Genomic DNA, 21,116 nt, shown 5'->3' with positions numbered 1-21,116 from the left:
AATTACTCAATTTTTAGTTACTTAATATAAATTTAATAGAAGCGGTATATGCGATACCTTATCAGCGTAACGCATTGCTAATGATGCTTTTTATTTGGTGCTAATTACTTCGTTAGCTCACCACGCAAGTTACTTTGCATAAGCTTACGGATTTCGGCTGGTGCTAAGTTTTTACTTAATAGATAATGTAACTTAGTTAAGGTGGCTTCAAGGGTCATATCGACACCGCCTACTACGCCACACTTGCTTAAGGCATTACCTGTTGCGTATCCATCCATATTCACTGTGCCTTTTATACACTGGCTACAATTTACAATAATAATACCGTTGTCGCTGGCTTTTTTTATACAATCAAGCAGGTCTTTATCTTGTGGAGCATTACCTACGCCGTAACTTCTTATAATAAGTGCTTTAACAGGTTGTTGAATAATATTTTTAAGTACGTCGGTGCTTATGCCTGGGTATAAATGTACTACACCAATAGGTTGTGGCGTAATATTGCTTAATTGTAATGGGGTAATATCAGCATTATCTATTTGCGCTAATTTCCCTTCAGCTAATTTTCCTTCAATAAGGGTAATGTTTATACCGGCTTCTAATAACGGAGGTAAATTAGGTGAGTCGAAAGCATTAAAGCCGTCAGCAAAGGCCTTAATACTGCGATTACCACGATAAAGCTTGTTGTTAAAGTATAAGCCTACTTCTGCAATCGGGTAGTTAGCGGCAATGTATAACGAGTTTAATAAGTTAACTTGTCCGTCTGAACGTAATTGACTTAACGGTATTTGCGATCCAGTAACGATTACCGGTTTTGATAAATTCTCAAACATAAAAGACAGTGCTGAGCTTGTATATGCCATAGTGTCGGTGCCATGCAGCACAACAAAGCCGTCGTAATCGTTATAATGAGATTTTATATCGTCAGCAATATACTGCCAATCACTGGGCGACATATTAGAAGAGTCGATTAATGGCGCATATTCATGAATGGTAAATTCAGGCATTTCTTCACGATGAAAATCTACATTGGCTAGAATTGATTCAGTTAAATGACCTTTTTCAGGTATATAACCATTTTCGCTTGCTTTCATTCCTATCGTACCGCCGGTGTAGGCGATATAAATGCGTTTTTTCATCATGTGTACTTCCAATAAATAGGCAATAAAAAGCCCCGATAAAATCGAGGCTATGATAATACTTTTTACTGTTAAGTGTTATGAATTATTGACGCTAATCTATTTCACAACTCATGCATAAAGTATAAGTACTTTTTGGATCATTTAAGTAGCTTAAGTGTTCAAGTTCGCTTTTAAGCTTAGCCATTGATTTTTCAAGCGGGCTTAAGGTAACAATTGATGTAGGTAAAAGGGCTGTTGCTTGGCCAAAAACATTTTTCATAAATAAGTCTTTTGGCGAAAGCTCTTTTTCTACTAACCAAGTATCAAAATCACTTAATTTAGCTAAGGTTGCAGCTTCGTTTATAGCGTCTTCTAATCCACCTAATTCATCCACAAGGCCTAACTCTTTCGCTTTAGCACCAGACCATACTCTACCTTGTGCAATAGCATCTACTTGTTCAAGTGTCATATTTCTGTTTTCTGCGACTAAAGTAATAAAATCTTGATAGCCTTTGTTCACGTTCATTTGAATGATTTTTGAAACGCCTTCAGAAAGCGGGCGAGTAGGGCTAAAACCGGCAAACTCTGTAGTACCAACACCATCAGTAAAAACGCCTAATTTACTTAAGGCATTTTCAAAGGTCATCATTAGTCCAAAAATACCAATAGAGCCTGTAATGGTTGTGGGCGCCGCGTAAATTTTATCGGCAGATGCTGAAATCCAATATCCGCCAGAAGCAGCATAGGTTCCCATTGATGCCACAACAGGTTTACCTGCTTGTTTAATTAGTTCAATTTCTTGTCTAATAATTTCAGAAGCAAAAGCACTTCCACCAGGGCTGTCTACACGTAACACAACGGCTTTAACGTTTTTGTCTTCGCGTGCTTGTTGTAATAATTTAGCAGTACTGTCGCCACCAATAGTTCCCGGTTTTTGCGTGCCATTTAAAATAGTGCCTTTAGCAACAACTATTGCAATTTTATTGGTATTTGCGGCATGTGGCATAGGAAAAGCTAAATTCAAAGTAGATAAGTAATCTTTAAAATTAATTGAAGTATACGTATCCGATTCATCACTTACACCTAAACGCGCTTTTAAAGATGTTTCAACATCGTTTCGGCTTTTTAACTTATCTACCCATGAATTGTTCAACGCATATTGAGCAATGTCGCCATTTACGGCTTCAAGTTTACTGATTAGGGTTTCAGCATTTTCATCAAAGTTGCTAATGTCAAAACCTCGTTGCTCAGCTACATTGGTTTTGTAATGAGTCCATAAGTCGTCTAACCAAAGTTTATTTGCTTCTTTTGCTTGTGGCGACATATCGTCACGCATGTATGGTTCAACGGCTGACTTATAGGTTCCTACGCGAAATATGTAAGGCGTTATAGCAAGTTTTTCGATAGCTGATTTGTAATATAGTTGGTAACTGCCATAACCGTCGAGTATTAACCATCCGTTCGGATCTAACCAAATTTCGTTGGCATAACTGGCTAGGTAGTATTGGTCTTGTGTAAAGTTTTCACCAATAGCGATAATTTGTTTACCTGTGGCTTTAAATGCTTCAAGTTCGTCGGTAATAATGCTCATTTTAGTTAAGCCAGAGCGATTTAACTTATCTAACTTTAAGACAAGTGTGGTTATGCGATTATCAGTTGTTGCTGATTTAATCACTTTTAAAATGTCAGCTAATAGTATTTCAGGGTTTTCTTCTTGTTGGCCTAATGCTTCATTCATAAAAGCTTCTATTGGATCAACTTGCTGTTTTTGTTCAACGACATCACCGTTAAGATCTAAAATAAGTGCAGAATTGTTTTCAACAATAACGGTATTTTTATCATTAGAAATTGAGGCAATAAAAAGAACCAGTATGCCAAAAAATATCAGATTAAGAATAACTTTGCGGGATATATTGATTACTCGAAAAATGCTTAGGAATATACGTTTGAATAAGTTGGGTTTTTCGTCCATAAATTTTTACTTCTCTGTTTTCTTCAATTTTTAAGGAATATATGGCTATGCTACTTAAAATTGGTAGGTTTATGTAGTCTCAATTGTAAATAAATATAATATCATTCAAATTATTATTTATTTTAAAGCAGCAGAAGATATGATTTTAGGGCAGATTAAATGAGCAATTTTCTTTGTAGTTACTTTCCTTAACCCTCTCTTAACCTCGCTATCGCTAAACTTGAGCCTTATTCTGTTATGAGAGGTTCAAAGTGAAAATTTCTTCATTGTATTTTTCAGTGTTCAGCTTTTGTTTTATGAGTGCATGTTCAACGTTTGAAGATGTTCACTTTGACGAACGCGCGAACACGCAACTTAAAAATATTGCGCAAACCAGTATAGATGTTAGTAATAACAACGAAGCTATGTCGCTTTCGCAATTACTGATTATTGAAGAAGCTAATGCTCTTATTACTACAGCATTGGCGAACAATCCTAATTTACAGCAAACCTTTATTACCTTAAAAACAGCAGAGCAACAGCTATCTGTTAGTAGTTCAAACCAATGGCCAAGTATTTCTGCTGGATTAAATGCTAAAAAAAATGAAGCAACGGCTTCTAGTTCAAGTGCAGCTGTTTATAGTACAAGTGTTGATATAGCGTGGACCCTAGATATTTGGCAACAACTAGCCAATGCTACCGATGCACAACAAGCTAATGCATTAGCAACGGCATATGCTTATCAGGGAGCTAAAGATTTACTTGCTGCGAATGTAATGAAAGCCTATTTAGGCTTGGTTCAATTTACTCAACTGATTGATATTGAGAAAAAGCGTGTAGCAACATTAAGTACCAACGAACAAATCATTGTGGATCGTTATCGCAAAGGACTGAGTGAATTAAGTGAGCTTGATAGTGCAAAATCATCTACCCAAAGCAGTCAAGCAACCCTTGTTGATTTTCAGGCACAATATCAACAAGCATTAAGAAATTTAACACTATTAACAGGCGTAAGTGATCAACAGCTTGATTACCGTACCGATTATCCTGCAGTTGTTATGCCGTTAGAGAAGATGCAAAAACAGAATTTAGCGCGACGCCCTGATCTTCAACAAGCCTACCAAAATATTATCGCCAGCCAATATCAGCATAAAGTGGCTTATAAAGCCTTACTGCCTAATTTGTCTATTACTGGTTCAATTGGTGATAGTAATAGCAGTTTACACAATGCACTATTTGGCAGTAATGCGTGGGAGTTGTTAGGTAAACTATCTGCACCTATTTTTAATGCGGGTAAGTTAACCAGCGAAGTTGAAATTGCAAAATTAGCGGCAGAAAAAAGCTATTGGAATTTTCAAGAAAAGCTCTTAAACGCAGTTAACGAAGTCGACAATGCTATCGCACAAGAAGCAGCTATTGCTCAACGTTTGCAGTATACAGAGTCTGCATTAGCAAGTGCGCAACGAAGTGAAGCCACATATACCTTGCGCTATCGTCAGGGTACAGCGTCACTCATCGAGTTATTACAAGTTCAACAACAAACTTTTTCACTACAATCACAAGTTACACAATTGACGTATGAGCGATTAAATAATCGTATCACTTTAGGTCTTGCGCTGGGCTTAGGAGTCTAATTATGCAAATTATGAATAAAAAATCACTCGCAACAGTTGCTGGCTTAGCTTGCATATTTTTAGCTATGGGCATTAATAGTACTTTGTCGGCTAATCAACAACGTACACCACCGCCTAAAGCGGCTCCGCAATATCCTGTGGTATCTGTCACACAAGTTTCCCCTGTAACTCATCATACATCGGTTAAGGCTTATGGCGAGGTTAAATCTCGTAATGAACTTACGCTTACGTCGCAAGTTAGCGGCAGAATAACGTACTTATCGGAAAAATTCCTCACGGGTAATACTTTTAAAAAAGGGGAAGTATTAGCTGAAGTCGATTCTATTGTTTATCAACAAGCGCTCGCTACCGCACAAGTTAACTTGGCTAATGCAGAACTCGCTTTAGCGCAAGAACAACTAAACAGCAGCCAAGCGGCTCAAGAATGGCAACAATCAGGACTTGCTAACGAAAAAGCGTCTGATCTTGTATTACGCAAACCACAACTCGCAGCAGCAAAAGCTCAGCATGTAATGGCGAGCAAAGCATTAGCTAAAGCTGAGTATGACTTAGCTCAAACAAAATTTGTTGCACCATTTGATGCGTTAGTTGTGTCGAAACAAGTACAAGTAGGGAGTAATGTTCAGGTAGGTAATGCGATTGCCGATCTTTACGATATTTCGTTATTTGAAGTATCGCTACCGTTATCTCAGCAACAATGGCAGTTATTACCCAAAGGTACTAACGAAAAAAATGGTTTATCAACAATTAAGGTAAATTTAACTGATGAAAATAGCCATGAACAATGGCAAGCAAAGTTTGATCGTTTCGAACAACATATTGATGGCGCAAGTCGTCAACGCTCATTAGTGGTAGTTGTAGAAAACCCTATTGCTTTAGCTAATCCATTATTTCCAGGTTCTTTTATTAAAGCGAGTATTCAAGGCAAGGTTATTGATAAATTATGGAAATTACCTGCATCAGCATTGATTGATAACCAAACTGTTTGGCAAGTAAATAACGAAGGCTTACTTTCTCATTTAGCGGTTAATGTTTCATTTTCTGAAGGTAACGCCGTGTATGTGCAACCTATTAATCCTATTGTTCAAGCTAATATTGTTAACCGTCCGTTATCAAGTTACTTAGTAAATATGAAGGTTGAAGCTAAAGTAGAGGAGTTGCAGTAATGACAACACCAACAATCATTCCACCTAATGAGCAACGCGGTATTATCGCGTGGTTTGCAGGTAACTCTGTAGCCGCTAATTTATTAATGCTATCTATTATATTTCTAGGCTTAATGTCTTTTAATCAGCTGAGAAAAGAAGCCTTTCCCGCAATGGCAACAGACTCTATTCGAATTTCAATGACCTACGATAGTGGCGACGCACAGCTTTCTGAAGAGGGCATAGCGATAAAAATTGAAGAAGCACTAGCCACGGTACAAGGAATAAAGCGTGTTACTTCTACGTCTAACGCCAATGGCAGTAGTGTTGTTGTTGAATCAAACTCAAACTACGATCTTGATATTTTATTACGCGACGTTAAATCTAAGATTGATGCCGTTTATAATTTCCCTGCTGAAGCTGAAAATCCCGTTGTTGAAAAAGTTACGCGATTAAGTCATGCCTATTCTATTAAAATTTATGGTGATAGTGATCGCAACGCACTACAAGCTATTGCGGAACGTATAAAAGTAGACTTACTCGCGCAGTCGTCTATTTCTAATGTAGATATTAGCGGTAAAGCTGAACCTATGATGTCAATAGAGCTTGATGAGCAAAAGCTACAAGCCTACAACTTATCATTTTCTGATGTGGCTACTGTTGTAAATAGCGAATCGTCAACAGGCATTTCAACCAGTTTACGTAACGCCGATAAAGTGGTGCGATTAAAAGTTGCAGAACAAGCATACCAACAGCAAGAATTTGCAAATATTCCTTTACTTACTCTTACGGATGGTAGCCAAGTACGATTGGGAGATGTTGCTAATATTCAAGATGCATATGCTGACGATGTTTTTGTGGTAGGCCGTTACAATGGACAACCAGGTATTGGTATTAACATTACTGTTGATGAAAGTGGCGACGTATTAACAATCGTTGAACAAGCAAATAATGTGGTCAGTAAATGGCAAGAAAGTGCACTGTTACCGCAAAATGTAATAATAGAAACATGGAATGATGGCGGCACAATGATCCGCGATAGGCTAGCACTACTGATTAAAAATGCCTTATCAGGTATTGCGTTAGTTTTTATTATATTGGCTTTATTTCTTAATTTAAGAGTCGCGTTTTGGGTTACTGCAGGCTTACCGTTTATTTTTTGCGGTACCTTGTTTTTTATGACAGATAACTTTACCGGAATGACCATTAACGAAATGACCACGTTTGGTTTTATTTTAGCGCTGGGAATTGTGGTTGATGATGCGGTAGTCGTCGGTGAAAGTATTTACGCTACAAGAAAAGCTGAAGGCAATAATTTACAAAGCACTATATCAGGTGCGAAAAAAGTTGCGGTGCCTACCATATTTGGTGTACTCACCACAGTAGCAACCTTTGTGGCCTTAGCGAATGTTGATGGCAATATGGGGAAAGTTTATTCGCAATTTGCTGTTATTGTTACTATTTGCTTGTTGTTATCTGTAGTTGAATCAAAACTTATATTACCTTCACATTTAGCACATTTAAATACCCATACAAAACCTACTTCAGGCTGGCGTAGTATATGGCCACGTATTCAGCATGGCTGTGATTACGGTTTGCAATGGTTTAGTCAGTACTTGTATTTACCATCAATTAAATGGGCTATTCGATACCGTTACGGTGTGTTATTTGGTTTTGTTGCTATTTTTATTTTAGTTATAGGTATGCCGCAAAATGGTAGCGTTCGTGTTGCTTTTTTTCCTGATATTCCAGGTAGTGTTATTGAAGCGAATATGTCGATGCAAAACGATACAAGCTTCGGTCAAACCAGCAAAAATTTAAATGCCATAGAACTTGCTGCACAACGTACCGATAAAAAATTAATGGCTGAACATGGCCAAAAAGGTACAGCCATCGACACTATAGAAGTGATTGGTGAAAGCGACTTGTCAGGCTCAGTAGTGGTGGAATTAGACGAGTCAGCTCCATACGATTTAAATGAATTTGCTCGTGTTTGGAAAGCTGAGACAAAAATCCCAGAAGGTGTCAGAAAACTTGATATTCGTTCAGGCTTTGGTGGTAGAGACAACTTTAAAGTTGAGCTAAAAGCATGGAACACCGACACCATTAGCGCAGCAGGGCAAGAAATTAAAGCGGCTATTGCGCAAGTTGCAGGCGTGAGTGGTATTGACGACAACTTTGATTCGGGTCAAGCACAGCTTCGTTTTGCGCTAACCGAACAAGGGCTTTCGTTAGGTTTAACTACACAAGGGCTTTCACGCCAAGTATTACAAGCTTTTGGTGGTGAAATAGTACAACGTTATCAACGAGGAAAAGACGAAGTTAAAGTGCGTATTCGTTACCCTGAAAGTGAACGTCAAACTGTTGATGATGTAATGAAAGCAAACGTAAGGCTAGCGAATGGGCAGGTGGTTCCGCTGGCGTTAGTCGCTACTGTAACTTCTGAGTATCAACAAAACGATATTACACGTATTTCTGGTTTACCTGCTGTGTATGTAAGCGCACGAGTTGATAAAGACATTTTATCCTCTAACGAGCTAGTACAAAGCTTACAAACTACGTTAATTCCTAGTTTAGAGAATCGTTATCCCGATCTAAATATTCATTTTGCGGGCGAGGCTGAATCACAAGAAGAAACCACTAATTCTATGAGTCGCTTGTTTATGATGGCAATGGCGGCTATTTATATATTATTAGCTATTCCGCTGCGTTCATATGTTCAACCCGTTATTATTATGATGGCAATACCTTTTGGTTTAGTAGGCGCTATTTTAGGCCATTGGTTAAATGACATGGTGATTAGTATATTGTCTTTTAACGGTATTGTGGCGCTAAGTGGTGTAGTGGTAAACGATAGCTTGTTGTTGGTTTCGCGCTTCAACACATTGAAAAAAGAAAAAGCTAAAATATCTGACGCTATTATAGAAGCTTGTACCGGCAGACTACGCGCTGTATTGCTTACATCAATTACCACATACGCCGGCTTAATGCCGTTGTTAAGCGAAACGTCAACACAAGCGCAGTTTATTATTCCGGCTGCGGCATCTCTGGGTTATGGCATTTTGTTTGCTACCTTTATTACGTTATTATTAGTGCCGTCGTTACTCATGATGCAACAAGACGCTATCAATGCCATTGATAAAATAAAACGTAAATTTAGCGGTAATACGCAAGAGGATTTAGTGCATGACCATTAAGGTATTACTGGTTGAAGATGATGTTGATTTAGCGGCTACCGTTGTAGATTATTTAGAGATTGAAGACATTAGCTGCGATCATGCCTCTAACGGTGTACAAGGATTGTCGCTGATAGAATCAAATTCGTACCAAGTGATTCTATTAGACATTAATTTACCTCGCTTAGATGGTTTGTCAGTTTGTCAAAAAGTGCGAGAGAATAGTAACGACACACCTATTTTAATGTTAACCGCACGCGACTCTTTGGGGGATAAAATAGCAGGGTTTGATGCCGGTACAGACGACTATCTTGTTAAACCCTTCGAAATTGAAGAGTTACTGATGAGAGTTATTGCGCTATCAACACGTCGAAGTGGTCAATTAAGTCACATTACGTTAGGTAAATTAGTGCTAAACACCCGAGAATGCACCGCCTTATATGGCGATAATCCCATAAAACTAACGCCTATAACATTCAAGCTATTACAAAAATTAATGCGCGAAGCTTCAAAACCTGTTTCTCGAGAAGCGTTAATGCAGGCTGTTTGGGGAGATGAACAGCCCGACAGTAATAGCTTAAAAGTGCACATTCATCATTTACGTAAACAGCTCGCTAACGTTAATGCTAATTTGACACTTGATACCGCTACCGGCTTCGGCTTTGTATTAAGAGACATAAACACATTCAGGTAAATAAAATGAGTATTCGTACCTATATTTTTGCATTACTAACGAGTTTGGTTTTAATGATTGCCGTTATTTTGTCGTATCAAAGTGCGAGTATTTTTGTTGGCTCGTTTGACAGAATGACCATAAGAATGATGTCGGGTATTGCTAAGCAATATCCTGAACAAGGGAAAGTTGAACAAGACATATTAGGATATCATGTAACGACCGATTGGCAGCGTGTGCCGCAGCAAGTACGTGAACAATTCTCGCAAGCGAAAATCGAAAACAATGTACTATATTCAAAATTTGTTGATTGGGTGTTTATCGCACCACCTGAAAAATCCTATGTACTTATGTCATTTGAGCGAGATGGGAGAAAAATATTTATTTCCCATTTTAATGAAAACGTACGAGAACACGTCACTAAAAAGCACGAAGATAAAGGCGTTATTATTGATCCAATGCAAGAAATTATTCTGGTGGGTACATCAGGATTAATTATTTTTGTGTTGGTTTTATTAGCAATATTTAAGAAAATCACCGTGCCAGTAGAATCGTTACAAGCGTGGGGAAAAAGCCTAACAATTAATGATATTAACAAACCTCGTCCAGACTTTAAATTTAAAGAACTAAACGCTGTTGCAACACTGATGTACGACAATTTAGTGTCTGTAGCTGAATCGCTAGAACGAGAACAAGCCTTTCTAAGTTACGCAAGCCATGAACTACGTACGCCTATTGCAGTAATTCGAAGTAACGCGGCACTACTTGAAAAAGTAAATCCTACCCCTTCAGAGAACGAAAGAAAAATACGCGATCGTATTCAACGTGCAAGTTTAACCATGAAGTCTATGACAGAAACCCTTCTGTGGCTTAGCAGAGAAGGCGATACAGACATGCCTATTGAAACAAGTCGTTTAGGTGACTTAGTGCAAATTACCCAAGCGGAGTTAACTTATTTACTCGCGGGTAAATTGGTTGAGGTAAATATAGATACTGACGAAACTTTAACTGATATTGCTGTAGTACCGAGCTTAATTGTACTGAATAACCTTGTTAGAAATGCTTTTCAGCATACACAGCAAGGGCGAGTTGATATTGTACAAAGAGGTAATGAAGTTATTATTACGAATATTGAAGAAGGCGTTGAAGAAATAAACGAAACACACGCTAAGAAGCCATTAGATAATAATGAACTGGGCTTTGGTTTAGGTATGCAGTTAGTAGAAAAACTCACTAAACAATTTGGCTGGCGTTACACCACAACCAAACTAGACTATGGTTACAGTGTATCGGTGTTTTTTAGTTAACCTAAAATCGGGTTAATTTACATTAAGGTCTTATAAATTATGTCGTTAATACCATTTGAAATATATCAAGGTAGTAAAAAAAGAATCTTGCTAACAGGCGGTACAGGATTTATTGGTAAGCGATTAATACAGATCCTTATCTACTTAAAACACGACGTTACTCTTTTAGTCAGAGACATAAAGATTGCGAGCACCAAACTCCCTACAGAAGTTAATTTTATAACCCTCTTTTCTGAAATTACTGACAAAGCTGAATTTGATGTAATCATAAATCTAGCTGGCGAACCATTAGCAAAAGGGCGATGGACAAAACAACGCAAAGCTCTATTTATCAATAGCCGACTTAACATAACTACTGGTATTTTTGATCTCGTTAAACGCCTTAAACATAAACCAGACGTGTTAATTAATGGGTCGGCTATCGGTTATTATGGTCCACATCAAAACGAAGTATTAGACGAAAATGGCGCTGTTGTTAACTGCTTTTCTCATGAACTATGTCGACAATGGGAAGAACAAGCACTCAAAGTTGAAGCTCAAGGCATTAGAGTGTGCTTATTACGCATAGGTATTGTGTTAGGTGATGATGGAGGACCGTTAGCTGAACTACGATTGCCTTTTGATTATGGCTTTTCAATGCAAATATCTAAGGGCGAACAGTTTATGTCTTGGATCCACCGCGATGATTTAATCGCCATAATTATTCATTTATTTACGCAGTCAAAAGTTCATGGGGCCATTAATGGCACATCACCTAACCCAGTTACTAATAAAGTATTTGCAGATACTTTAAGCTTACATTTAAAAACTTTTTTTCGAATTAAGTTTCCAGCAAAACTACTCAGTTTAATCGTGGGTGAATTAGCTGATGAAGTTCTTATTACGGGGCAACGAGTTATTCCTGCCAACATTCAAAAAGATGGATTTGAATTTACCTATCCTGAGTTAAATACAGCGTTTGAAGACTTGATTAAATAGGATATAGAGCAACCCTAACTCGGGTTAATTAAACACTGTTTTTTTTAAGTGCTGTTGACTCTCGCTTAACAATAATAGGGATATATTTATATTCATTGTTTGTTGTATTGTTTTCTGTAGCAGTATTAGAAACCGCGGCTAATGCAATATTGGCAGCTTGAATTGCCATTTCTTTAATAGGATAGTGCAGGGTAGAGAGTTTAGGGCGTGAATAGCGAGACAAAAGCACATCATCAAAGCCCAGCACCGAAATATCGTTAGGTACGTTAAAACCGTTATTTTCTAACGTTGAAATTGCACCAATCGCCATTGCATCGTTATACACAAAAATCGCTGTAAATTTTTTGCCTGTTGATAAAAGTTTTTGCGTGGCTATTTCACCACCTTGTAAATTAGGATCACCGTATTCAATTAAACCTTCATCTAACAAATAACCCGTTTTTTCAATTTCGCTTTTAAAGCCACTGGTTCGTAATTCAGGATCATCTATTTGGTACTTACTCGATATACAAGCAAACTCAGTGTGTTTTAAAGACAATAAATGACGAGCAGCTGTTTTACCGCCTTCAAGGTTGTCTAACCATACACAACGGTTACCTATTTCTTTAATGTATCGGTCAATAAGTACTAAACCTGGTTTCTTTTGAGCAAACTTTATAATTTCTTCATCACTTAATTTTTTACTATGTACAACTAATACATCGCATTGTTGTTCTATAAGTAAAGTAATAGCTTTGCGTTCAGATTCTGCGTCAATCATGCCGGTACTTAATAGCAGCTGCATTTTGTTTTCTCTGGCGGCTTCTTCCACACCATTAGCTAACGAAGCAAAAAACGGATCGGTTAAGTCAGGAATAACCACACCCATAGTTGTACTTTTTTGCATAACTAAAGCACGAGCATTTGCATTAGGGGTGTAGCCCAAATCCTCCATTACTTTATTAACTTTGTTTTTTGCTTTTTCGCTAACTTTAGGCGCGTTATTTACAACTCTAGAAACAGTTGCAACAGATACTCCAGCAATACGAGCAACATCTTTAATCGTTGGCATATGTAAATGTTTACATTTTATAAAAACATTAAGGTGTCATAATACTGTCATTTTCTATGGCTTTTATCAACGTATACAATTTTAAAATTAACTGTTGCATTGAAAAGTGTAAACGTTTACATTGTTATCTGAATTTTAAACTTGCAATGGATCTTTTTAATAATGACTACTGAATTCGACCCCACTGAACATCCACATCGCCGTTATAACCCACTTACAGGGCAATGGGTTTTAGTTTCTCCACATAGAGCTAAAAGACCATGGCAGGGGAAAGATGAAGAAGTTTCAGATACCAAATTACCAAGCTACGTTGAAGACTGTTTTTTATGTCCGGGCAACGACCGTATTTCAGGCGACAAAAATGACGATTACACCGGAACATTTGTCTTTACCAACGACTTTGCAGCCTTAACGCAAGACACGCCAGACTCACCAGCCAGCGAAAACAATGTATTTACTAGCCAAAGTGCACGCGGTTTAAGTCGTGTAATTTGTTATTCACCAGATCACAGTAAAACCTTACCAGAGCTTTCTGCACAAGCTATTCGCGGCGTTGTAGACACTTGGGTAGAACAAGTAGATAGCTTAAAAGAAGATTATCCTTGGATACAAGTATTCGAAAACAAAGGCGAAGTAATGGGGTGTTCTCAACCACATCCACACGGCCAAGTTTGGGCAAACAGCTTCTTACCAAACGAAGTATTCAACAAAAACAAATGCATGTTGGAATACTACGAAAAACACGGCACTAACGTATTACTTGATACCGTAAAAGCTGAAATGGCTGATGGTAGCCGAACTGTTGTAGACACAGAATACTGGATTGCCGTTGTTCCTTATTGGGCAGCTTGGCCTTTCGAAACCATGTTAATGCCTAAAGCGCACGTTAAGCGTTTTGAAGAATTAAACGACGCACAAAAAGATGATTTAGCACTAGCGCTTAAATTATTAACCAGCCGTTACGACAACTTATTCAAATGTTCATTCCCTTACTCAATGGGGTGGCATTACGCACCATACTTTAAAGATGGTAGCGATATAGAACATTGGCAATTACATGCTTTATTTTACCCACCACTTTTACGTTCAGCGACTGTACGTAAGTTCATGGTAGGTTACGAAATGATGGCTGAGTCACAACGTGATTTAACTGCAGAGCAAGCTGCTGAAAAACTAAGAGCAGTAAGCGATGTTCACTATTTAAGTGACAAATAAAGCAAGATCAAAATAAAAACTTAAAATATAACAATTAATAGATTGAATGGTAGATATAACAATGTCGATAGAATTATTAGAAAGTGTAGTAACGACTTTTGAACAAGCATTTGGTTACTCTGGTAGCCACAAAATACAAGCACCAGGCCGCGTAAACCTAATTGGTGAACATACCGATTACAACGACGGTTTTGTATTACCGTGTGCTATTAATTACCAAACGGTAGTAGTAGCTAACCCGCGTGAAGACAACATCGTTCGCGTTGTGTCGGTTGATTATCAAGGCGAGCAAGACAGCTTTGATTTAACACAGCCAATTGAACCCGTTGATAAAGGTTGGGCAAATTATATTCGTGGCGTTGTTAAACATTTACAACTACGCGGATATAACTTCAAAGGTGCCGACATTGCAGTAAGTGGTAATGTTCCTCAAGGCGCAGGTTTAAGTTCTTCTGCAGCACTTGAAGTGGTTATTGGTCAAACATTTAAAGCGCTATTTAATTTAGACATTAGTCAACAAGACATCGCATTAAATGGTCAAGAAGCAGAAAACCAATTTGTAGGTTGTAACTGCGGCATCATGGATCAGTTAATTTCAGCTGAAGCTAAAAAAGATCACGCGTTACTTATTGACTGTCGTAGTCTTGAAACATCAGCGGTTTCAATTCCTAACGGTGTTTCAATCGTTATTGTTAACTCAAACAAAAAACGTGGCTTAGTTGACAGCGAATACAATACACGCCGTGAACAGTGTGAAGCAGCCGCAGAGTTTTTTGGTGTTAAAGCATTACGCGATGTAAGCATAGAAACATTTAACAGCAGAAAAAACGAGCTAGATCCAATCACAGCAAAACGTGCAAAACATGTTATTACTGAAAATGATCGTACAGTTGCTGCCGCTCAAGCATTAAAAGAAAACAATATGCCAGTTTTACAACAGTTAATGGCAGAGTCGCATGCGTCAATGCGTGACGATTTTGATATCACTGTATCTGAAATAGATACTTTAGTAGACATTATGAAAACAGCTGTTGGTGATAAAGGCGGGGTACGTATGACAGGTGGTGGTTTTGGTGGTTGTGTTGTTTCACTGGTTCCTAACGAAAGTGTAAGTAGCGTAATTGCTGCAGTTGAAAGCCAGTATGAAGCGAAAACAGGCCTAGCACCTAGTGTGTTTGTTTGTTCAGCTGAAGAAGGCGCAAGTGAAGTTAAATAACATGGTTATTTAGCTATAAACACTATTTATTTTTATTCATTATTATAGTTTGTTTGTGAATTTGATTATTTACCTGTAAAGTTACGTTCTAATAATTTAATTAATAGTGCATGAGGAGAGTCATGCACTATTATTTTTAATATTAAAACGTTAATACGCATAGTCTTAGGTTGTTCAGTTAGCCTATTATAATTAATATCAAAGAGAAAAATAATAATATGAATTATATTGAAATTACGCTCTTCATCATCGCCGTTACCGGTGTTATTGGGATGGGGATATGGAAGAGTAAACAAGGCGAATCCGATTCGGATAATCAATCCAGTAGTTCTTACTTTCTTGCTGGTAGAGGACTCTCATGGTATTTGGTAGGTTTTTCATTAATCGCTGCCAACATATCAACTGAACAATTTGTAGGAATGTCAGGTAAAGCTGCCGACTGGTTAGGTATGGCAATTGCCTCTTACGAGTGGATGGCGGCAATAACCTTAGTGGTTGTTGCTTTTGTATTTTTACCGCGCTTTTTACGAGCTGGTATTTATACGGTTCCTGAGTTTTTAGAATATCGTTATGGTGCAAGTTCACGTACCGTAATGGCATTAGCAACCTTACTTATTCTTGTAGGTGTTCCAACCGCTTCTGTTATTTATTCTGGTGCTAAAGTTATTTCAGGCTATTACCCAGACGTTTTCATATTAGGCGACTTAACTGCAGCGTGTTGGTTAATTGCTTTACTTTCTGCTGGTTATGTTTTTGTTGGTGGCTTAAAAGCCTGTGTATGGACCGATTTAGTTTGGGGCGCAGCATTAATTCTTGGTGGTGCTATTGTTGCTTATTTAGCATTTCAAGCATTAGGCGTAGCAGATCCAGCATCGTTAGTTAAAACAGCTACTTTAAAAGAAGTAACGGTTGACCAATTACAAAATGCGGGCAGTTGGGAGCGATTCCAGCTACTTAACGGTGGTACCGCTGAAGAAGGCGGTAAGTTACACATGATCCGTCCTATCGATGATGCAGAAATTCCATGGTCAGCACTTGTTATCGGTTTATGGTTACCTAATTTTTTCTATTGGGGATTAAACCAATATATCATTCAAAGAACATTAGGTTCTAAATCGTTAGCAGAAGGCCAAAAAGGTATCGTTTTTGCTGCATTCTTAAAGCTATTAATTCCATTTGTTGTTGTAATTCCAGGTATCTTAGCCTTTAACTTATACTACGAACAGTTAGCTGTATCGAACGGTGGATACGACTTTGATGGTGCGTTCCCTGTATTATTACGTAACTTAATAAAACCATATCCTTGGATTTCATGGTTCGTATTAGCCGCTATTTTTGGTGCTATTGTAAGTTCATTAGCGTCAATGTTGAACTCAGCATCTACAATTGCAACCATGGATTTATACAAAAAAGTAAAACCTAATACACCTGATCATCAGTTACCTAAAGTTGGTAAAGCATTTGTTGTAATATTTGTACTTATTTCAGCGTCAATTGCCCCCACATTAGCACACCCAGGTTTTGGTGGAATATTTACCTTTATTCAAGAATTCCAAGGTTTTATCAGCTCAGGTATTATCGCCATATTCTTATTTGGTATGTTAGTTCCAAGAGCACCACGCTTTTTAGGATGGCAGTGTATTTTACTCAACGTAATTTTATACGGTTCACTTAAATGGTTTATTGGCGACATTATTGTCGACTCAGGTTTATGGTTCTCTAACGAAATTGCCTTCCTAGATCGCATGGCTATTTGTTTCGTAGTAATTATGGCTTACTGTGGTATTGCGACACTAGTTAAACCACTTAAAACACCCGTTGTTATGCCTATCAATACAGAAATCAGTTTAGAGTCTTCTAATTCAGTTAAAGTTTGTGGGCTTATCGTTGTATTAATGACAATTGGTTTATACATTCAGTTTTGGTAAAAAAACGTATTGTTAATAATCAATAACATTCAAAATAAAGCAAAAGGTTAACGAAAGTTAGCCTTTTTTATTGCCTTTAATTTGTTTGTATTTAATTGATTTGATTTATATATGATGTATTATCGGTGCATGTCAGATCATTAAATTAACCCCAGTTAATGAATAAGTATTAATACAGGAAGAAATAAATGAAATACTGTTTAACAAAACTAACACTATTATTGATATGCCTAGGAGTAACCATATTATCGGGGTGTAAAAGTGATAACACTCAAAGTGCTATCACTACAAAGCCAGATAATATAAAAGATCAAACCAATAAACCATTACAGCCTAATTTTGTATGGTTAGTGTCTGAAGATAACTCAAAACATTATTTAAAATTATATAACGAAAAGGGCGCCAGCATGCCTAATATTGAAGCCTTAGCAACAAATGGCTTAGTGTTTGATCATGCCTTTTCAAACGCACCTGTTTGTTCAACAGCTCGATCTACACTCGCTCTTGGGGCTTATGCTCCTAAAGTAGGCACTTTATTCCATCGAGCTTTTCAAAAATCGAGTATAACTGACTCACTAGAGCCTATTAGTTTATTGCTAAAAAATAACGGGTACTTTACGAGCAATAATATAAAAACAGATTTCAACTTTGAAGAAAAACAGCCTATTTGGAATTCAATATCATATAAAGCAAGCTGGAGAGAAAGAAAACCGAATCAGCCGTTTTTTCATATGCAATCTTGGTATAGCACGCATGAGGGATCGTTACATTTTCCGCTATCAGATATAGCCAACAAACCAACCATTCATGATCCAGCTGATGTAGATTTACCACCTATATATCCAGATACAGAAGCCTTTAGATACACCTACGCACGTTATTTAGATCTCAATACAAAAGTAGATAATGAAATCGGTAAAGTTATAAACCAGTTAAAAGAAGATGGTTTGCTAGAAAACACCTTTATATTTTACTTTGGCGATCATGGTGGAGCATTGCCTAACAGTAAAGGTTACTTAAACGAAACGGGATTACATGTACCGCTGGTTGTAAGAATTCCTGAAAATTTTAAACATTTACTTAGTAAAGATATGGCGCAAGCTATTCCTACACGCGTTAATGGCTTTGTTAGTTTTATTGATTTTGCGCCAACCTTATTAAAGTTAGCGGGTCTTAATAAGTCTCCAATACATGACGGTAGCGCTTTTTTAGGGCAAGACATAAGTCTGGAACAATTAAACCAACGCGATCAAACGTTTGGCTTTGCTTCACGATTTGACGAAAAATCAGATCTTGTAAGAAGCTATAGAAAAGGTAACCTCAAATACCTTCGTCATTATCAACCCTATAATCCTGACTCGTTATTTTCAGATTACCGTTATAAATTACAAGCGCTTAAACAATGGAAAGAACTTTTTGAACAAAATAAATTAAACAGCGCACAAGCCGCTTTTTTTAAAACTAAGCCAGTTGAAGCTTTATACGATATAAATAACGATCCATACGAAACAAAGAATTTAGCCAAATTACCTCAATATCAAAATCAGTTACTTTCAATGCGTACAGCGCTTCAATCACAGCTTAAAAGTATGCCCGACCTTGGATTTTATCCAGAATCATTTTTAATTAAAAACGCGTTATCAGCTCCTATTGAATTTGGTATTAAACATAAACAAAATATCGCAAAGCTTATTGATATTGCTGACCTTCAGTTACAACCTTTTAATCAAGTAAAAGCAGAGTTAACAACCGCGCTACATTCTAACAATGCGGTAGAGCGTTATTGGGCATTAATCTCATTAACTTCTTTTGGGTTTGAAGCAATAAAGCTAGCAGACGAAGTAAAAGCTATCATGTTGTCCGACACTAACTTATTAGTGCAAGCACGCGCTATTGAGTTTTTAGCCATGATAGATGAAATTAACCCTGTAGAACCACTTCAGCAGTTAGTACAAAAAAGCACAGACAATATGGAAATATTAAACATGCTTAATATCGCCACTATGCTACACGACCAAAAAGGTTATAAATTTACTATTCCTCATCGTGAAGAATGGAAAGATTTTGATAAATCACACCCAAGATATAAAGATCAAAATAATTTAGTTTATTGGCTTACCAATAGGGTTAAATATTTAATTATTTAAGCATTAAAAGGTCGTATATTTGCATTGTTAAAAAGTCGTATGTTTGCTATTGTTTTATTGATTAATGATACTCGTATAGTTGATTTTAAAATGACAATAGCAAGCAAAGTAAAAACTAGAATAAATCGCTCTAAGCGGTACGTTTTTTCTCGCGCTGATTTTAAAGATATTGCAGGCTATGACCAAATAGGAAGGGCGTTAAAAAAACTTGTTGAATTAGGTGAACTACTACGTATTGGTTATGGTTTGTATACAAAAGCTAGAAAAAATCGTATTACAGGTAATTTAATGCCTAGCTCTCCAGCTGGAGCCGATGGTGTGATACTCGAAGCTATTGAGAAACTTGGCGTTGAATATAAACTTGATGAGTTTTCTCAACGAAGTGTTAACGGTGTTAGTGAGCAAATTCCAGCTTCATTTCAAATTACTACCAATAATCGTTTTAAACGAAAAATTGTTGTTAGCAATAGTGTGATTAATGACAATTGATAGTAGCCTATTTTTAGATGTTTCTGATGCTTTGGGTATGGGGAACCCCAGCATAGTCGAAAAAGATTACTATGTTGTAGCACTTATCAAACTATTATCAGAGTTTTCGTCATCTACACACACTTTAGTATTTTCGGGGGGAACATCATTAGTTAAATCAGGTGTTAACACTCACCGAATGTCAGAAGATGTTGATATCAAAATAATCCCTAAAAGCTCATTAATAGCAGTATCAAAAACTCATAAAAGAAAAGCTAGAAAAGACCTCCACCAACAATTACTAAAAACAATTAATATGAGTGTTTTATTTTCAATTGAAAACCCTCCTATAATTTTTGACGAATATCGATATCAGCAATTCGATATTAGATATCCACAAGCCCATTTAATAACCCCATGTTTAAGACCTTTTATTAAACTTGAGTTAATTGAAACCTTACTTTTTGACAAAATAGAGCAACGAGAAGTTTCTTCGTTAACTAATAAATTAATGCAAGAAAAAGCTGAAGTTAAAGCTATTTATTTTAACAGTATAGAAAGTACACAAGCAGAAAAAATAGTTTCAATGCTTAGAAGAACAGCAAGTGTTACCCGAGATAGTCGGCGAGATGATGATCCTGCATTAATACGACATATTTATGATACCTATTACATTCAACAGATTAATTTAGTTGGAATGAAAAAGGTTGCCACATTAATTAGCAAAGTGATTTCTGAAGATTTAGTCCGTTATGGCTCCCAACATGAAGAATTTGTTCAGAACCCTATTGCAGAATTAAAGTATGGTTTACAGGTGTTAGAGCAAAAAAGTATTTATGAAGTTCGATTTAATCAATACGTAGTGCCAATGGTGTACAGTAGTGAGCAGATAACATGGCAGAGTGCTTTTTTCGTTTTTAAATCATTTACAGAAAAGGTATTAAGTGAAATTATTAATAATAGTAAATTGGTTTAATTTATTTCTTACTTCCATTGCACTACAATTTTAAACTTTGCATAATACACCTACCTAGTTTTATCGCGTTATTTAAATAGCAGCGCATTAATAACTAATACCAAACGGATTAATGAATTGACCTATTTTATAC

Annotated in this window: 15 protein-coding genes; 12 read left to right on the top strand and 3 right to left on the bottom strand. The window is 37.0% G+C overall.

The annotated features are described in order from the left end of the window. Positions 1–104: 104 nt before the first annotated feature. Both ansA and sppA read right to left on the bottom strand, forming a co-directional pair. Positions 105–1,139: an asparaginase gene (gene ansA / locus ACM9HF_RS03500; protein WP_473614321.1), complete on the bottom strand. Its 1,035-nt coding sequence runs from the start codon at positions 1,137–1,139 to the stop codon at positions 105–107. A 91-nt stretch (positions 1,140–1,230) separates the two neighbouring features. Beyond that, on the bottom strand, positions 1,231–3,090 hold the full coding sequence (sppA, locus tag ACM9HF_RS03495) for a signal peptide peptidase SppA (protein ID WP_473614320.1): 1,860 nt from the start codon (positions 3,088–3,090) through the stop codon (positions 1,231–1,233). A 251-nt stretch (positions 3,091–3,341) separates the two neighbouring features. Here sppA and ACM9HF_RS03490 point away from each other — a divergent pair, with 251 nt between their 5' ends. The 6 genes from ACM9HF_RS03490 to ACM9HF_RS03465 are packed head-to-tail and all read left to right on the top strand — an operon-like array spanning position 3,342 to position 11,982. Then, positions 3,342–4,703, top strand: coding sequence for a TolC family protein (locus tag ACM9HF_RS03490; RefSeq protein WP_473614319.1), 1,362 nt, complete (start codon positions 3,342–3,344; stop codon positions 4,701–4,703). Between the two features lie 2 nt (positions 4,704–4,705). Continuing rightward, positions 4,706–5,869, top strand: a complete 1,164-nt coding sequence (locus ACM9HF_RS03485; RefSeq protein WP_473614318.1) for an efflux RND transporter periplasmic adaptor subunit — start codon at positions 4,706–4,708, stop codon at positions 5,867–5,869. Continuing rightward, positions 5,869–9,045: an efflux RND transporter permease subunit gene (locus ACM9HF_RS03480; RefSeq protein WP_473614317.1), complete on the top strand. Its 3,177-nt coding sequence runs from the start codon at positions 5,869–5,871 to the stop codon at positions 9,043–9,045. The genes ACM9HF_RS03485 and ACM9HF_RS03480 overlap by 1 nt, the downstream gene beginning before the upstream one ends. Beyond that, positions 9,035–9,718 (top strand): response regulator transcription factor, encoded by a 684-nt coding sequence (locus ACM9HF_RS03475; protein WP_473614316.1) that lies wholly within the window; start codon positions 9,035–9,037, stop codon positions 9,716–9,718. Before ACM9HF_RS03480 ends, ACM9HF_RS03475 begins: the two co-directional genes overlap by 11 nt. A 5-nt stretch (positions 9,719–9,723) precedes the next feature. Next, positions 9,724–11,004 carry a sensor histidine kinase gene (locus ACM9HF_RS03470; protein ID WP_473614315.1) on the top strand — a complete coding sequence of 427 codons (1,281 nt, stop codon included), beginning with the start codon at positions 9,724–9,726 and terminating at the stop codon, positions 11,002–11,004. A gap of 39 nt (positions 11,005–11,043) precedes the next feature. Next, positions 11,044–11,982 carry a TIGR01777 family oxidoreductase gene (locus ACM9HF_RS03465; RefSeq protein ID WP_473614314.1) on the top strand — a complete coding sequence of 313 codons (939 nt, stop codon included), beginning with the start codon at positions 11,044–11,046 and terminating at the stop codon, positions 11,980–11,982. Positions 11,983–12,010: 28 nt separating this feature from the next. On the opposite strand, the gene ACM9HF_RS03460 is transcribed toward ACM9HF_RS03465, so the two are convergent. Beyond that, the gene (locus ACM9HF_RS03460; protein ID WP_473614313.1) at positions 12,011–13,033 is read right to left on the bottom strand and encodes a substrate-binding domain-containing protein; all 1,023 of its coding nucleotides are present in this window, start codon (positions 13,031–13,033) and stop codon (positions 12,011–12,013) included. A gap of 162 nt (positions 13,034–13,195) precedes the next feature. Between ACM9HF_RS03460 and galT the strand changes: the two genes are divergently transcribed. The 6 genes from galT to ACM9HF_RS03430 all read left to right on the top strand — a co-directional run bounded on the left by galT (position 13,196) and on the right by ACM9HF_RS03430 (position 20,983). Continuing rightward, on the top strand, positions 13,196–14,248 hold the full coding sequence (gene galT, locus ACM9HF_RS03455) for a galactose-1-phosphate uridylyltransferase (protein WP_473614312.1): 1,053 nt from the start codon (positions 13,196–13,198) through the stop codon (positions 14,246–14,248). A 61-nt stretch (positions 14,249–14,309) separates the two neighbouring features. Beyond that, entirely contained in the window at positions 14,310–15,464 is a 1,155-nt protein-coding gene (gene galK / locus ACM9HF_RS03450; RefSeq protein ID WP_473614311.1) for a galactokinase, read from the top strand. Positions 15,465–15,682: 218 nt separating this feature from the next. Next, positions 15,683–17,392, top strand: coding sequence for a sodium:solute symporter family transporter (locus ACM9HF_RS03445; RefSeq protein WP_473614310.1), 1,710 nt, complete (start codon positions 15,683–15,685; stop codon positions 17,390–17,392). Positions 17,393–17,580: 188 nt separating this feature from the next. Then, positions 17,581–19,539, top strand: a complete 1,959-nt coding sequence (locus tag ACM9HF_RS03440; RefSeq protein WP_473614309.1) for a sulfatase-like hydrolase/transferase — start codon at positions 17,581–17,583, stop codon at positions 19,537–19,539. 24 nt (positions 19,540–19,563) lie between these two features. Beyond that, the gene (locus tag ACM9HF_RS03435; protein WP_473614308.1) at positions 19,564–20,028 is read left to right on the top strand and encodes a DUF6088 family protein; all 465 of its coding nucleotides are present in this window, start codon (positions 19,564–19,566) and stop codon (positions 20,026–20,028) included. Further along, positions 20,018–20,983, top strand: a complete 966-nt coding sequence (locus tag ACM9HF_RS03430; protein WP_473614307.1) for a nucleotidyl transferase AbiEii/AbiGii toxin family protein — start codon at positions 20,018–20,020, stop codon at positions 20,981–20,983. The genes ACM9HF_RS03435 and ACM9HF_RS03430 overlap by 11 nt, the downstream gene beginning before the upstream one ends. Positions 20,984–21,116: the final 133 nt, after the last annotated feature.

Source organism: Colwellia sp. RE-S-Sl-9, assembly GCF_048296855.1.
Lineage (GTDB): Bacteria > Pseudomonadota > Gammaproteobacteria > Enterobacterales > Alteromonadaceae > Pseudocolwellia.
This window is presented reverse-complemented; position numbering and strand designations above follow the sequence as displayed.